The organism is Paenibacillus montaniterrae, assembly GCF_018403185.1.
Lineage (GTDB): Bacteria > Bacillota > Bacilli > Paenibacillales > Paenibacillaceae > Pristimantibacillus > Pristimantibacillus montaniterrae.
Window position 1 is genome coordinate 546,776 of sequence record NZ_BOSE01000002.1, and the last position, 14,768, is coordinate 561,543.

Annotated in this window: 13 protein-coding genes; 1 reads left to right on the plus strand and 12 read right to left on the minus strand. The window is 45.1% G+C overall.

What is annotated here, in order from left to right; translation table 11 throughout:
• Positions 1–398 precede the first annotated feature (398 nt).
• From KJS52_RS08140 to arfA, 6 genes are all read right to left on the minus strand, one after another.
• Positions 399–1,397, minus strand: a complete 999-nt coding sequence (locus tag KJS52_RS08140; protein WP_246563304.1) for a permease — start codon at positions 1,395–1,397, stop codon at positions 399–401.
• 179 nt (positions 1,398–1,576) lie between these two features.
• Positions 1,577–2,185: a DUF1349 domain-containing protein gene (locus KJS52_RS08145; protein ID WP_213514242.1), complete on the minus strand. Its 609-nt coding sequence runs from the start codon at positions 2,183–2,185 to the stop codon at positions 1,577–1,579.
• Between the two features lie 122 nt (positions 2,186–2,307).
• Positions 2,308–3,141, minus strand: a complete 834-nt coding sequence (locus KJS52_RS08150; protein WP_213514243.1) for a carbohydrate ABC transporter permease — start codon at positions 3,139–3,141, stop codon at positions 2,308–2,310.
• The gene (locus KJS52_RS08155; RefSeq protein WP_213514244.1) at positions 3,138–4,040 is read right to left on the minus strand and encodes a carbohydrate ABC transporter permease; all 903 of its coding nucleotides are present in this window, start codon (positions 4,038–4,040) and stop codon (positions 3,138–3,140) included. The genes KJS52_RS08150 and KJS52_RS08155 overlap by 4 nt, the downstream gene beginning before the upstream one ends.
• Positions 4,041–4,176: 136 nt before the next feature.
• Positions 4,177–5,511 carry an extracellular solute-binding protein gene (locus tag KJS52_RS08160; protein ID WP_213514245.1) on the minus strand — a complete coding sequence of 445 codons (1,335 nt, stop codon included), beginning with the start codon at positions 5,509–5,511 and terminating at the stop codon, positions 4,177–4,179.
• A 17-nt stretch (positions 5,512–5,528) separates the two neighbouring features.
• Positions 5,529–7,022 carry an arabinosylfuranosidase ArfA gene (arfA, locus tag KJS52_RS08165; RefSeq protein WP_213514458.1) on the minus strand — a complete coding sequence of 498 codons (1,494 nt, stop codon included), beginning with the start codon at positions 7,020–7,022 and terminating at the stop codon, positions 5,529–5,531.
• Positions 7,023–7,329: 307 nt separating this feature from the next.
• On the opposite strand from arfA, the gene KJS52_RS08170 reads away from it, so the two are divergent.
• Positions 7,330–8,250: an ArsR/SmtB family transcription factor gene (locus KJS52_RS08170; protein WP_213514246.1), complete on the plus strand. Its 921-nt coding sequence runs from the start codon at positions 7,330–7,332 to the stop codon at positions 8,248–8,250.
• A gap of 122 nt (positions 8,251–8,372) precedes the next feature.
• On the opposite strand, the gene KJS52_RS08175 is transcribed toward KJS52_RS08170, so the two are convergent.
• The 6 genes from KJS52_RS08175 to KJS52_RS08200 all read right to left on the minus strand — a co-directional run bounded on the left by KJS52_RS08175 (position 8,373) and on the right by KJS52_RS08200 (position 14,733).
• A complete protein-coding gene (locus KJS52_RS08175) occupies positions 8,373–9,854 on the minus strand; it encodes a sensor histidine kinase (protein ID WP_213514247.1) in 1,482 nt (493 codons plus the stop codon).
• Positions 9,842–10,522 carry a response regulator transcription factor gene (locus KJS52_RS08180; RefSeq protein ID WP_213514248.1) on the minus strand — a complete coding sequence of 227 codons (681 nt, stop codon included), beginning with the start codon at positions 10,520–10,522 and terminating at the stop codon, positions 9,842–9,844. The genes KJS52_RS08175 and KJS52_RS08180 overlap by 13 nt, the downstream gene beginning before the upstream one ends.
• Positions 10,523–10,528: 6 nt before the next feature.
• Positions 10,529–11,299, minus strand: a complete 771-nt coding sequence (locus tag KJS52_RS08185) for an ABC transporter permease (protein WP_213514249.1) — start codon at positions 11,297–11,299, stop codon at positions 10,529–10,531.
• Between the two features lie 17 nt (positions 11,300–11,316).
• The gene (locus tag KJS52_RS08190; RefSeq protein WP_213514250.1) at positions 11,317–12,144 is read right to left on the minus strand and encodes an ABC transporter permease; all 828 of its coding nucleotides are present in this window, start codon (positions 12,142–12,144) and stop codon (positions 11,317–11,319) included.
• The gene (locus tag KJS52_RS08195; protein ID WP_213514251.1) at positions 12,141–12,872 is read right to left on the minus strand and encodes an ABC transporter ATP-binding protein; all 732 of its coding nucleotides are present in this window, start codon (positions 12,870–12,872) and stop codon (positions 12,141–12,143) included. The genes KJS52_RS08190 and KJS52_RS08195 overlap by 4 nt, the downstream gene beginning before the upstream one ends.
• 109 nt (positions 12,873–12,981) lie before the next feature.
• On the minus strand, positions 12,982–14,733 hold the full coding sequence (locus KJS52_RS08200; protein ID WP_213514252.1) for an extracellular solute-binding protein: 1,752 nt from the start codon (positions 14,731–14,733) through the stop codon (positions 12,982–12,984).
• Positions 14,734–14,768: the final 35 nt, after the last annotated feature.

Here is a 14,768-nt window from a genome sequence, read left to right on the forward strand (position 1 = left end):
GAGCAAAGCATCCTCCAGTCGCTTTTTAAATCGTTATGCTCTCTTATTTAAATTTTTTAAGGTAGCATTACGATGTTAAAGGCGACACACTCCGTTTTTCAGCGCTCCGGAGCAAAGCATCCTCCAGTCGCTTTTTAAATCGTTATGCTCTCTTATTTAAATTTTTTAAGGTGGCATTACGATGTTAAAGGCGACACACTCCGTTTTTCGGATACTTTGCTCCTCCGCTGTAGCTTTGAGTGCAAGACCAAGAAGATGGCACGATACTAGAAGGCGAGGAGCGCAGCGTAGGCCAATTGCTACGTGAGCACCGCAGCCTTCGGTAGCGTGACATATTCGCCGCCGACAACGCTACAACGCAATCACATCGTCATCAAAGTCGGATTTTTGAACGACCTCTAAGAGGTAAATAACATTGCTCCTGCCACCACCACACCCGCAACCACCCCAATAAGCAGCAGCACAAATTTTGCGCGAAATACGGAGAGCAGCATCAAGGTCCCTTTGAAGTCGACCATTGGACCAAATACAAGAAAGGTAAGCAAGGAGCCCGTTGAAAAGGTGCTCATAAATGAAGATGCAACAAACGCATCTGAGGTCGAGCATAGCGACAAAATATAAGCAAAGCCTAGCATAAATAAGTGAGAGGTGTACTCCCCTTGACCAATTGCGATCAGCTCAGCTCTTGGTATGTAGGTTTGAATTAATGCCGTAATAAGCGCACCCAATATTAAATATTTGCCCATATCAAAAAACTCATCGATGCTATGACTCATTATTTGATGAATCTTGCTCCCCCTATGACTGTGTCCTGCATGGGAGGAGGTTTGCGCAGCTTCAATTTGCTTGCGCGGGTCTTTTTTGACCATATAGTATACGAGCAGCCCTACGATACAACTAACTAAAATAGCAAGTCCCACACGACTGTATACGATATCTGTACGGCCGCGAAAAGCTGTTATTGTCGCTGAAATGACAACCAGATTCACAATCGGGCCAGCCAATATAAAGGTAATACCGGCATAAACCGGCATGCCCTTAGCCATCAATCTGCGTACAACGGGAATAAGTCCGCATTCGCAAACCGGGAAAATGAAGCCGAGAAGACTGGCAACAAGCACGCCGAGCACAGGTTGCTTCGGAATCAGCCTCTGAATCCATGCTTCTGGAATGAACACCTGCATAATCGAGGAGACGAGTATGCCAAGCAGTAAAAATGGAAGAGCCTCTAGTAAAATGCTTATGAACATAGATTTGAAAACATTCATTTTACTGAGCAGCTCTGAGCTGTCAGCCGCAAGCAGCTTAGGCAATATGCCGCCTAAAAACAGCAGGCAAAGCAAGCCGGCAAATAAAAAGCTAATATTGCGTTTGTAAAGCTCTATCCCGCTTTTCAATAGGCTGAATTCACCGCCTTCCTATCAATCTACTACTATTTATAATAAGAGTAATGATTACGATTATAATTGTCAAGCAATGGAAACAAAATAACTACAAGCACGAAAAAGGGTGTACAGATGGTCAGTTTTCACTGGCTATCTGTACACCCCTTGATTCTCTTTATCCTATTTTGCACTTAAAGTATAGCAGGGTCTGTATGCAGGTCCTGATCAGGTGCTGTCAGCTCCCATCGGCTAAATTCTACTTTAAAGCCTGCACGCTTTGGCGAGCAAACATATAACCCTGCCTGCATCCCGTCTTGGTGAGCAAACCGCGCCACTCGAATCGTACGCCAGCCATGGATGTCAGTTCTTGCTCGAATGATGACAGCTTCATTTTGATAGGAAGCGCGAATGGTGACGATTCTTCCTTCCCAATCCGGCACAGGAGCAAGCGACCAATCAGAAAATTGATCGGTTGCGACCACAGCAGCATGCGGAACCCCGTCATTTATTTCTATTCCGGCTTTAATCCAATGACTCTCGTTATGCCACAGCATCAAGCCAGCCTGATCATACAATTCGGTAAAGGATTTCAGATCAAACGATATTTCAATTGCTTGACTGCCATCCCACTCCGCAAGCAATGCATGACCGTTGCGATGGTGAAAGCCATAATAGGTAGACTCCCAAAAATCACTGCCTTCCTTCGCTTCTACAACAAAGCGGTCTTTCACCAGTTGAAACGAAGCTGGCTCCGTTGTCCATTTGCTATTATGAGGCAAGACAAATTTATTTTCCGGCATGTATGAATTCAACCTCCTGCGTATTCGCTACAATCATCGTCAGCAAATTTGCGCTTTTTGAATATGATCTTTACGCGAATGCGATATTTTCATTCATTATACCATTGAAAATAATGCTTCCCTCAACCTTTTACCGCTCCGGCGGTCATGCCGTCGATAAAATATTTCTGGAAGGCAAGAAACAGGATTAGAATCGGTACAATCGAGAAAAACGAGCCAACGATCAGCAAATCATAGTTGTTACCGTATGGCGTAAGCAGCGTTTTCAAGCCAATTGGCAGCGTATATTTGCTCGTATCGCTTAACACCATAAACGGCCAAATAAAGTTGTTCCAGCTATTCATCCCGTTCAAAATCGCCATTGCCGCAAAGGAAGGCTTCATAACCGGAATAATCAATCGAGCATAAATGCCGTATTCTGAAGCACCATCGACCCGGCCTGCAGCAATTATTTCCTTTGGAATGCCGCTAATATATTGGCGGAAGAAAAAGATTGTCGCAGCATTGGCGATGCCCGGCAGCACAATTGCAGAGTAGCTGTTCATTAAGCCGAAATCATTGGTCAGCTTATAGAGCGGCAACAGCAAAATTTCAAACGGCACCATCATAATCATCAGCACGCACAAAAACAAAAAGTTTTTGCCTCTAAAATTGTACGCCGCAAATCCGTAAGCGACTGTGGCGCTAATGAGCAACGTAAGCACTACCTGTGCAATTGTCAAAAATACCGAGTTGAAAAACCAATTAAAGTAGCTGTGCGAGCCTGTAAACAGAAAGACGAAGTTGTTGAAGCTCATAACAGACAAGTCAAAGCTGAGATTGAGTCCATAACGAACAAGATCCCCACCTGGCTTGAACGAAGCAAGTGCAATCGCATAGAACGGAATCAAAATTATGAGGCAAATGACTGTAAACAAGACGAAGAGGCCAACCTTGGCAAACGATTCATTTCTCATGATGATTGATCCTCCTTCTTGAACATGCCCGACAAGCTCAGCTGAGTTACGTTAATGATCATCGTAATAGCGAGCAGAACAATTCCTACGGCGGCAGCATAGCCTAAATTGTTTTTCTCAATGCCTTGACGATACAAATAACCAACGATCGTCAAACCAATATTTTTCGGCGAATTGTTGCCATTCCACAGCATCATGCTTTCAATAAACATCGCTAGCCCCGCATAAATGCTGATCGTCACGACATAGATCGAGGTCGGCTTTAGCAAAGGCACTGTAATTTTGAAAAATTGCTGCAGCTTGGACGCTCCGTCAATCGCTGCTGCCTCGTAGTAGTCATCCGGGATGTTTTTCAGACCCGAGAGGAAATATAGCATGTTGACCCCGGTCCATCTCCAGGTAGCGAGCGCCAGCAAAGCGATGAAGCCCGTCACCTGCCCCTTGAGAAATTTGACCGGATCAATGCCAAACAGCCCTAAAAAGCTATTAATTAGCGAGCCTTCCATCTCGCCAAACATTAAGCGAAAAATTGTCCCCGCTACAACGACTGAGGTTAACGCGGGAAAGAAGAACGATGCCTTGAAAAACTCTTTGCCCCACATCAGCTTGCTGTTAATGAGCACAGCAAACAGCAATGGGAATGGAATAAGAATGACCAGCGTCAGAAGCATATAGGCGAAGCTATTTAAAAGCGCCTTCAGAAATACTTTGTCGCTCAGCAGCTTCTCATAGTTGGAAAAGCCAACCCAGCTTGATTCCTGACCTAGCGCAACCTTTTGAAAGCTCATTTGAAATGAATCGAGCAATGGATACGCCCAAAATATGGCAAACACTAGAACAAACGGCAAAATGAACACATACGGTGCGACCTTTTGTGAATAAATGAAGCGTTTGATCACCGTCATTTCCCCCTTTAAAACTTCCTCTTTCAAAAAGTCGGACTTTTTGAACTTCCTTTAAAAAAGCCGTGAACAGCTTATTCTACTAGAGGAAAGCGCTGACTCACGGCTTCTATATCACTAAGAGGTTAGGTTATTATTGCAGCTCCTGCTCAATTTGCGCTTGAGCATCATTCAAGGCTTCGGTTACATCGCGACCATCCTCAAAAATTTCATTCAACGTAATCGTACCGAGCACATTGTTGATCGTCGGCGAAGCGGACGTTGATTTGATCATTTGAATTTCATCGCGAATTTCATGGAGCACATCAAACGGGTTATTCACAAAATATTTCACAAATGCGTTGTCTGGATTATGCGTTACATCCTTCATATCCCAAACGCCCATGTTAACTGGGTCGAAGCCAAGTGTGTTCCAAATTTCGATATTAGCATCCTCAGTAAGCTTGGCATAGGCCAAAAAGTCCTTCGCCAGCTGAACATCCTTCGCTGTTTTCGTTACGACGGTGCCCGTGCCGCCGCCGCCAACGGAAGCCGGCATGCCTTCTTCCAGCACTGGAATAGGAGCGATCGCAATTTTGCCGGACAGATCGCCCATATAGTTCACGTAACGCGACATAAACCATAGCGGCATAAAGGCCGAGACGAAATTGCCGGAATTGTATTCGCCATACGCTTCCTCTGTATCAGGCTGACCGCCTGCAATTGTTGAAATTACGTTGTTTTCCTGCAAATCCTTCAGCATCTCCAAAGCGCGAATAGCTTCAGGAGTATTCACTTGCGGGGTTCCATTCTCATCGGTTAAGTCTGTGCCTTGCTGCGCAAGCAGCTGCGATACTTGCCAAAGCGCGCTTGTATCGGCGGTGCCCATGTTTTTGCCAGTAGCTTCGTATACTTTAATCCCTGCGGCCTTGAAATCCTCCCAGGTTACGATGTCCTGATAGTCGACGCCAGCTTCTTTAAGCACTTCCACATTGTAGAAGGCCACCGAAGCGCCAACATGAGTCGGGGCGCCATAGTTTTGACCATCCTTGCTGTAAATGTTAATACGAGATTCTACTAAAGTATCGCGGTATGGATCAATGACATCATTTAACGGTTCAAGCTGCGGCGTTCCTTCGAGAAAATCAGGAAATTTGCCAAGCTCGATATCGGAAATGTCAGGAGCTCCTACTCCTGTTTGCAGCGCGATGCTCAGCTTGTTGTGCATATCATCATATGGCATAACGGAAACATTGAGCTTAATTTGACGATCCGGAAATTCAGCGTTCCATTTCGTCAGCATCTTCTCAAAGTGCTGTCCATGCAGCTCAACAAAGGTCCAATACGATAATTCCGTTGCATTTTCACCAGCACCGCCGTCAATTACTGACTCCGTTCCGCCACTGCTGCCGCTATTTCCGCCTGAGCAAGCTACCAGCAGCATAACTAACGATAATACCAAGCCTAGACTTAACCATTTTTTCATCATGAATGCCCCCCCAAAAATTAATGATTAATTTTTTTCAAACGAATCACATTCCACGATGCTTTTGACAGGTTTGCCGTTACATAGCCGTCTTTCAACTCAGAAGCACCATTGGAGTGAGGTTTGACCTTCTCATCATGCGCGGAATTGCCCGCTTTCAAGTCATCATGCTCAAGAACGATATGTTCGATAATGGTGTAATGTTCAAAGCCTCGTACGTCGCAAGTCAGCTGCAAGCCTTCTGTCAAATGACGATTGACTGCAAAAATCGTCACTTCATCCTTCTGCTCATTATAGACAGCAGCACTATCCAAATAAGGAACATCGGTGTAGTCCTGCGCGTCATATTTAGGTGAATCGACAATTGGCAGCAGCGAGGTTCCTCTGCCGTAAATCGATGCGTGCAGGTATGGATAGAAAATCGTTTGCTTCCAAGCCTTACCGCCTTCCTCTGTCATAATTGGCGCGATCACGTTGACCAGCTGAGCAAGGCACGCCATTTTCACGCGATCCGCATGACGCAGCAGTGTAATCAGCATACTGCCGACAAGCAGGGCATCCTCAAAGTTGTAAATATCTTCAAGCTGTGCTGGTGCAATGGTCCACGGATCGATTTTTTTGTCCTGATCATTGGAATGGTACCAGACATTCCATTCGTCAAAGCTGAGGAACATCTTTTTCTTGCTGCGTTTTTTCGCCTTAATATAGTCGCAGGTCGAAATAACGGTATGAATGAAATGGTCCATATCCATCGTTCTTGCCAAATAATTCGCAGAATCGCCATCGCGATTGCCGTAATATTGATGAAGCGATACAAAATCGCTGACCTCATAGGTATGCTCAAGCGTTGTCGCTTCCCATTCCGGGAAGGTCGGCATACCGGTGCTGGAGCTGCCGCAAGATACAAGCTGAATGTCCGGATCGACGAGGCGCATCGCTTTGGCTGTTTCGTAAGCGAGACGACCATATTCCTCGGCGGTCTTTTGCCCGATTTGCCATGGTCCGTCCATTTCGTTGCCAAGACACCATGTTTTAATGTTGTGCGGCTCCTTATAGCCGTGCTTGATGCGCAGATCGCTCCAGTAGGTTCCGCCTGGATGGTTGCAATATTCCAGTAGATTGCGCGCAGCATCTACTCCTCTAGTTCCAAGGTTTACTGCCATCATCACTTCTGTGCCGAGCTCCTTCGCCCATTTGGCAAATTCATTCGTACCGACGTAGTTGGGCTCTACGACACGCCAGGCAAGCTCCAGCCGCTTTGGCCGTTCCTCGACTGGCCCTACGCCGTCCTCCCAATTGTAGCCTGAAACGAAATTCCCCCCTGGATAACGGATAATCGGAACCTGCAGCTCCTTAATTAAATCCTTAACGTCCTGGCGAAAGCCGTTGGCATCAGCCGTAGAATGCGTCGGCTCATAAATGCCGCCGTAAACGGCGCGACCTAAGTGCTCGATAAATGAACCATAAATTCTTGGATCAACCTCATCAATTCTAAATGCTTTATCGACGATCATTTTTGCTTTAAGCTCTGATGCTGCCACTGATGGATCCCCTCTCTCGTTTGGAAGTTTTAGCTGTTGAATGCGTTTTCAGATTTAAAATAGCATATGAGGTATTATTTGTAAACACATAAATATAAAATAGTTTATATAAAGTTAAAACAGTGTCGATTCATAGCTGTTTTCGACATCGGATTCAGTACAAAAACCCTTTTGATTTACATTTATTTAAAATAAAATCAGAAATCTACCACTTTTCCCCTTCCTTTTGGCTTTTGATTCGTATATGATTAAAGCAAATGTTGACTAAGGGGTAGTACCGATGATCTATATTAAGGATTTGATGAGTGGATTGCCGATTTTCAAGGCGTTAAGCTCGGAGGTTCGCATCCAAATTATTGAGCTGCTCATTCGCAACTCTTCGATGAATCTCAATGAGCTCGCCAATGAATTGAAGCTTTCGAATGGCGCAATTACGATGCATATTAAGAAGCTGGAGGAAAGCGGTATTATTCAAATCAACACAACCGTTGGCAAGCACGGCATACAGAAAATATGCTATTTAAACGAGGATAAGCTGTTCATTGATATGAAAAGCAATGAGAAGGAAAATTTGTACGAGGTAGAGCTGCAGGTCGGCCATTTCAGCAATTACGCTGCTGCGCCTACCTGCGGGCTAGCAACGAAGGACAGCATTATTGGGGACTTTGACGATCCAAGATATTTTGCCGATCCGCAGCGGATTTATGCCGAAATCATCTGGCTGGCTGAAGGCTTTCTCGAATATCGCATCCCAAACTATCTCAAGCCCAATCAGCAATTCAAGGAAATTCAATTTTCCATGGAGCTCAGCTCTGAAGCGCCTGGCTACAATAACCATTATCCATCGGACATTTATTTTTATTTGAATAATGTTGAAATAGGCAGCTGGACGAGTCCAGGCGACTTTGGCGATGTGCGCGGCAATTTTAATCCCGACTGGTGGCCGCCTCATCTTAATCAGTACGGCATGCTGAAGCTGATTCGCATCAATCAGCAGGGCAGCTTTATCGACGGCTGCAGAATTTCCGATGTATCGCTTAACGAGATCGAGCTGGACTATAAAAGCGATCTGGTGCTACGCCTCGCCGTTCCGCCTCATTCAGCCAATAAGCGCGGCTTGACGATATACGGCAAAAGCTTCGGCAACTACAGCCAGGATTTGCTGGTGCGCGTCTTGTACGATGTTGTAGAGCAGCCATAAAGCTTGATTGGCTGAGTTAACTCTTGGTGGTCGCCTCTAAAAGGAAGTTCAAAAGGCTGGACCTTCCGGGCGTTGAGCATGACTCAACACCTAGAAAGCCCAGCCTGCGAACATTTATTCAGCTAGGGCGCTTGACCAGCATCAGGCTTTAAGCTTTTCACCCTGATCTTTACATACGCTCCCCCTGCTTCATGATTTGCAGCGCTAATTTCTCCACCGTGCTTTTTAACGATCGTTTGTGCAATAAACAGCCCTAATCCCGAATGACCCGAATCGCCTGAGCGTGCAGCATCCTCACGATAAAACTTTTCGAATACTTTGGACGGATTTTTCGAAGCAAAGCCCGGACCGCTATCAAGCAGCTCCAATGTCAAATATTGCTCATCCACCTTCGTCAGCCATTTAATGTCTCCGTTATCCGGCGTAAAGCGCAAGCTATTCATAAAAATATTGTCGATTACCTGCTCCATGCGCTCCACATCGAGCCAGACTGGAGATTGCTCAGATCTGTTGTCGATCACCTGAGCATGAAAGGAGATATGCTTCTCCTCGCATAACAGCTCATACTGCGACGCCTTCTCCCGCAGCCAATTGACAGCATTTACTTCAGCCGCCTGAAGCGTAAACTCCGCTTGCTCCAGCTTGGACAGCTCGTTTAATTCCTTTATTAATTGAATGGAGCGCAGACAGCTTTTATAAATGGTATCTAAATACCGTTGCTGGCGCTCTGGGTTTTGATTTTTCGCCTCGATTAACCCTTCAACATGGCCTTGAATGATCGTGAGCGGTGTTTTCAGATCATGAGCAATCGCTGCCACCATCTCTTTCCGTTCACGCTCCAGCTTCCATTGCTGCTCAAGCGATTCCTTCAGCGCCTCCTTCATCTCCTCGAAGGCAAGCATTAGTTGATTAAGCTCCTCGGTGCTGTCCATATAGGACAGCGAAAAATCGAGCTCATGATTGCGAATTCTGTTCGCACTTTCTATTATTTTATTAAACGGTTTTTCAATACGGCTGCTCAATCGCTTGCCGATCACATAAGAAAATAAGAAAATATAAAAAAATGGAGTAAGAAATGTAAGGATCGCTAAAGGATAAAGCACAGCCTTGCCTTCCTGGTTAGCAGCAAGCACAGATAGCTGGTAGCGGAAGCCGACAGCGCCCTGCAGCAAGCCTTGTTCATCGAGTAAAGGATAATACTTAACAAAAAAATTCCGGTCATATAAATTCGTATTTAATTTAGTAAGCAAATCGCTGCCTGAATCGATATACGATTTTGCTATCGTCCCATACACAATCTCGCCAGCCAAGTTCACGACCTGATAGTCGAGCCCCTCCAGAGGAATCCTTTTCTCAACAATTTCTTTCGCTGCGCTATCCAAAATATGCTCCTGCTCATTCATATACTCTACTAAAGCGGGGATTTGTCCTTCGTAATAATTAGCCGGATTGACCCTTTCATTTTGCAGCAGCAAGGCGAAAATGACGAAAAGGATGGCCCATGTCAGGAAAGCTGCAACTACACTTAAGCCAAGCATCAAATAAAACGATGAAGTAATGCTGCTCCGCAAGCTTTTTCTTTTGTCCCGCTTCAGCTTTCCCACTTGTAACCTACTCCCCATATCGTTGTAATGTAGCTCGTATCAGGGTCACAGCTTTGCAGCTTGGCGCGAATCTTTTTAATATGCTCGGTAACGGTAGTCGAATCGCCGCTTGCCTCGAGGCCCCACACATATTCATAAATTTGCTCCCTCGATGCCACCTGATTAGGATGGAGCACGAAATAACGGATGATGTCCAGCTCCCGATAGGTAAAGGCGATTTTTTGCTCGAAGCAATATACCTCGCAAGCCTCCAGATCAATAATCAAATTTTTATGGTGAAGCTTCTTGTAGCTTTTCGTTTGGATGCGCTTCTCCCGTCTAAGATGAGCAAATATCCTTATTTTCAGCTCCTTCATGCTGAAGGGCTTTTCAATATAGTCATCTCCGCCGGCCATTAGCCCGCGAATTCGATCCTGCTCGGTTTTTCTTGCGCTAACAAATAGTATCGGACACGATATACTGGCGCGAATTTTTTCACACAGCTCAAATCCATCCATGCCGGGCATCATCACATCAAGCACAATTAAATCCGGATTTTTCTGCAACGCATGCAGCGCTTCCGCGCTGTTATATGCCGCAAAAACCGTATAGCCTTCATCCTCCAGCGAGTCCTTTATAAAGGAGACTATATCCTTTTCATCATCCACAATTAATATTTTCTCTTCCACTTAACATCATCCTAACCAGTCTCTCTTTTTCCACACTAGTGCATTTATTATATAGCTAATTGCGATAAGAGACACGATAAGCAGCAAAGATGTAAGCTGCTGCTGGCTTAAAATTTCGAAAATGGTATCGGACACTTGAAAGAAAATGAAAAAATAATCCGACAAATACGTGCAGCCTATTAAAAAGCCAACCGTGCCAACATACGATAAAATCGAGTTGGGCATAATCGAGCTAATCGCACTTCCGACACAAATGACAGCAAACAGCACGAGAAAGGCGACAACATAGAACGCCAGCACATAGATCGTGGCCTGCAAAGGCTGCAGCGGTATTGTATTATAAAATGAAACCTCCTGTACAGAGGGGAATACGACAATGCCAAAGGCTGTTGCAATTAGCCAGGTGGCAGCAAGCAAACAGACGACAATGGACGCCTGGACGCCAAGCTTTGCAATAAACAGCATGAAGCGCCCCTGCGGCCGCAGCAGTACAAGCCGATATGCACCCGAAGTATACTCGCCGTTAAAGCTGTCCGATACAAACATAGGTATTAAAATAAATACGAGAAACATACCCAGCTCCCTTAAAAAGAACGGTGCCGTATTCAAATTATTCAGCAGCACATCCTGATCCTTGTTATAGAAGCTGACTCCGCCGACAGCGTATAGAAACAGCGCCTCCAGCCCAACCAGCAGCAAATAGATGATGATGCCTACTATCGTCTTTTTGCGCTTAAACACTCGCTGCCATTCACTTAGCCATACCCTTTTGAACACATTCAAGCACCTCGCTATTATTGAAAGTAATCCTTTTTATTTGCCGCAAGTACAATCAAGCCCGCAAACAAAAGCCAATAAATCGCAATTACCCCGCAGTTCCACTGTGCCATAAAAGGCTGATCTGCCAACAGATAGGTAATGCCTTGCCACTGAATCATCGGGATTGAAGTGAAAAAGATTTTGATCACCAGCTCTTCTCCAATCAGCGGCGTAAAATACGTTACAACGTTCGGATAAAGAAATGAAAATAAAAGAAAGCCAATTCCTGTTCCAATTGCTGCTGTTGTAGTATGAGCAATACTCGAAATAAAGAACAGCACCGTTAACATTGCGATCGAAGACAGCAAAGCAATCCCGTAAAACTGTAAATTGTAAACCAAGCTTTCAAATGGAGTCGCCATTCCTTGCTGGTAAAACAACGCGAGCTCTGCCGGCCTGTCGAAATAAATAAAGCCTACCGCATAGCTTATCGCCAAATACGCTGCAAAAAATGCAGCCAAGGCAAGGATCGAGACGAGATACTTGCTTATTATAATTTCCAAATTAGAGTATGATCTGATCAGAATCATGCGAATCGTTTTATCCTGGTATTCATCCGTTACAATAAAGGCAACAAGAACAAGAATAACGCCCTGAAACACGGTAAACAGCATCTCTGAAAGTCCCATAATCGGAAAGTTCCAGGCAGAAGTATAGTGTGCAACATCAGCAGTTAAAGTATCATTTTGCTTAACAACATAGCTTGCAGCGGCTAGTAAAATAATCGGGATGCTCAAGAAAAGCAGCCATGTCGTTTTTCGCTTCCATACGCGCTCCCATTCACTCCACATTAATGCCTTCATCGCGACACCAACTCAATAAAGGCATCCTCCAGGCTCTCCTCATTGCTCGCCAACGCCTTTGTTTCACCAGTCCAGATCAGCTTTCCTTCTTGCATAACCACGATATGCTGACAAACCTTTTGCAGCTCATCCAGCAAATGACTTGAGATTAAAATGGTCATGCCATACTGCTCGTTCAATTGCAAAAGCAGCTTGCGTATATCTCTAATTCCCATAGGATCAAGTCCATTGACCGGCTCGTCGAGAATGAGAACGGAAGGTCTTCCCAGCAATGCTTGGGCGATCCCTAACCGCTGCTTCATGCCAAGGGAATAAGTTTTCACTTTATCATTGCCTCGATCCTGCAGGCTAACAATTTCCAGCACTGACTCCACACGCTCGCGCTGCTCTTTTTTCGAAAGCTGCGGATGAAGACGCGCCAGATTTCTTAAATTCTCTCTGCCTGTCATATATGGGAAGAAAATCGGTGATTCTACGATTGCCCCCAGCTCCTGTACAGCCTGCTTCCGCTGCGTAACAATACTGGAGCCGTTAATAACAATTTCCCCTGCCGTTGGCTTCACCAAACCTGTGACGATGCGAATAAGCGTGGTCTTTCCCGCTCCATTGGGACCTAATAGACCACATATGCTTCCCTTCTCTACCTCAAAGGATATATTTTGCAATAACTGACGTCCTCTTACACGCTTGCTTACTTGCTTAAATGACAAACTAATCTCTTTAGACATCGTTTCAATCCCTCCTCGCTAGTCAGTATAGGAGGTAAAAATAAAGATTTTATAAAGCAAAAAAAATTGTCCAGAAAGTCAGTATAAACTGACAATCTGGACAATCGGTTTATTCGTATTTGCCTGTATACTTAGGCGATACAAGCTCAACGCCTGTTGCTTTCTTAAATTCCTGCACACGTACGTTTTTCGCTGCTTCGATATCTGGCAAACCTAAATTATCCATAGTGGACATTGTGTCTGTGTACAGCTTTTCGAACTCATCATCCGACTTGGCAAAAATCATTTTTGGCACCATTTGCGACCAGTATACTGAAATTTTCGACTCTGCGTTCGCTTCCTTTGAGCCCGGCTCATAAGCGTCGAACAAATTACCGGAGTCAAGCTGGTCGTTGCTGAACATATAGTTGGAGTTGCCATAGAATAGCGAATCAATATATTTGGACAATTCCGTTTCGTTCACTTCGCGAACGCTATTCAACCATACATCATTAACCATCCACCAAATGGATTCCATTCCCCATTGCTTGGAGGCCGCATTCCAGTCTTCGGCAAAAGCTGTCTCGATCTCCTCGTTCAGCTTATACTTGCCATCGGCTGTAACGCTGAATGTTTCCCCTTCTTTACCGAAGTAGCTCACCGTTTGTCCGTGTTCACTGTACAAATATTCAATGAACTGAATTGCGCGATCGGCATTTTTCGAGTTTTTATTGACGAAGGTAAGCGTCCAGCCTTTATTAAGCGCTCGTCCATATTGCGGCAAGGAGCCGTCATTGGAATGAATCGCATCGACATTGACATAAACAGCGTTGGAATCAGCCTGGTACAATTGTGTTACAGGGCCTTTGTAATCGGCAATGCTGCCCACCATCATAAATACTGCGCCTTGCGTCAGCTTCTCCTCAACCTGATTTCTTGCACTTGTAAAATTCTCTAGCGAAAGCAGGTTCTCACGCGCCAAAGCGTTTACAAACTGCAGCATGTTTTTATATTCAGGCGTTGTGCGCTGATCGATATAAGAGCCATCCTCTGCTTCACTTACAGCACCGAAGGAACCGGCAAGCACACCTAGCGAGTCGGCAATATATTTGTCCTTGTCGCCAAAGTAGATCGGAGCCACTGTTACGCCGTTATATTGAATATTGGCAGCCTGCACCTTTTTCAACGCTTCAATTAGCGTATCCTCTTGACGCAAGTCTTCAACGGTAATGCCTAGCTGATCCATAATGTCCTTGCGCACAAAAATTTGTCCGTTGGAGCGCTCGTAGAAATCAGATTTGACCTCTGGATATTGATCAAGCATTTCTGGCGATACATAGTAGTTAGGAATCGCATAAAAATTGCCGTCTGCCTGTGTATACCAATCGATCATGCTTTGCGGCAAAATCGATGAGAAGTATGGAGCATGCTGCTCAATCAATTCGTTCAATGGCGCTACCTTGCCGCTTTCCATCAAGGTTTGGATGAGCGAGGTGCTGTTCCAGCGGTCCAGTGTAATAATATCCGGCAAATTATTCGTTGCCATCATTACGTTGAACTCAGCATTAACATCGTTGCCTGCATGCAGGAAGTCAACTGTAACCCCTGTTTCCTCTGTAATGATTTTATCGATGTACGTGTTCGTCGCATCCCATTTTTTCGAGTAGCCCGCTACCCCGGTGTACCAGGATAAGGTAACCGGATCATTGACTGTTTTCCAGGCAGGCTCTTCAGCGCTTAGCGCGCTATTGCTTGATCCTTCAGAGCCTGTCCCATTAGCTGCATTGCCGTTTTTGCCTGAGCCAGCATTATCTGAGCAGCCAGCCAAAATGACTGCAAAAACGAGAAACATTGCTGCAAGGCTTTTTGTCACTTTACTCATGTTGAATCCCCCTATAATGTATAATGTTTGTTCAT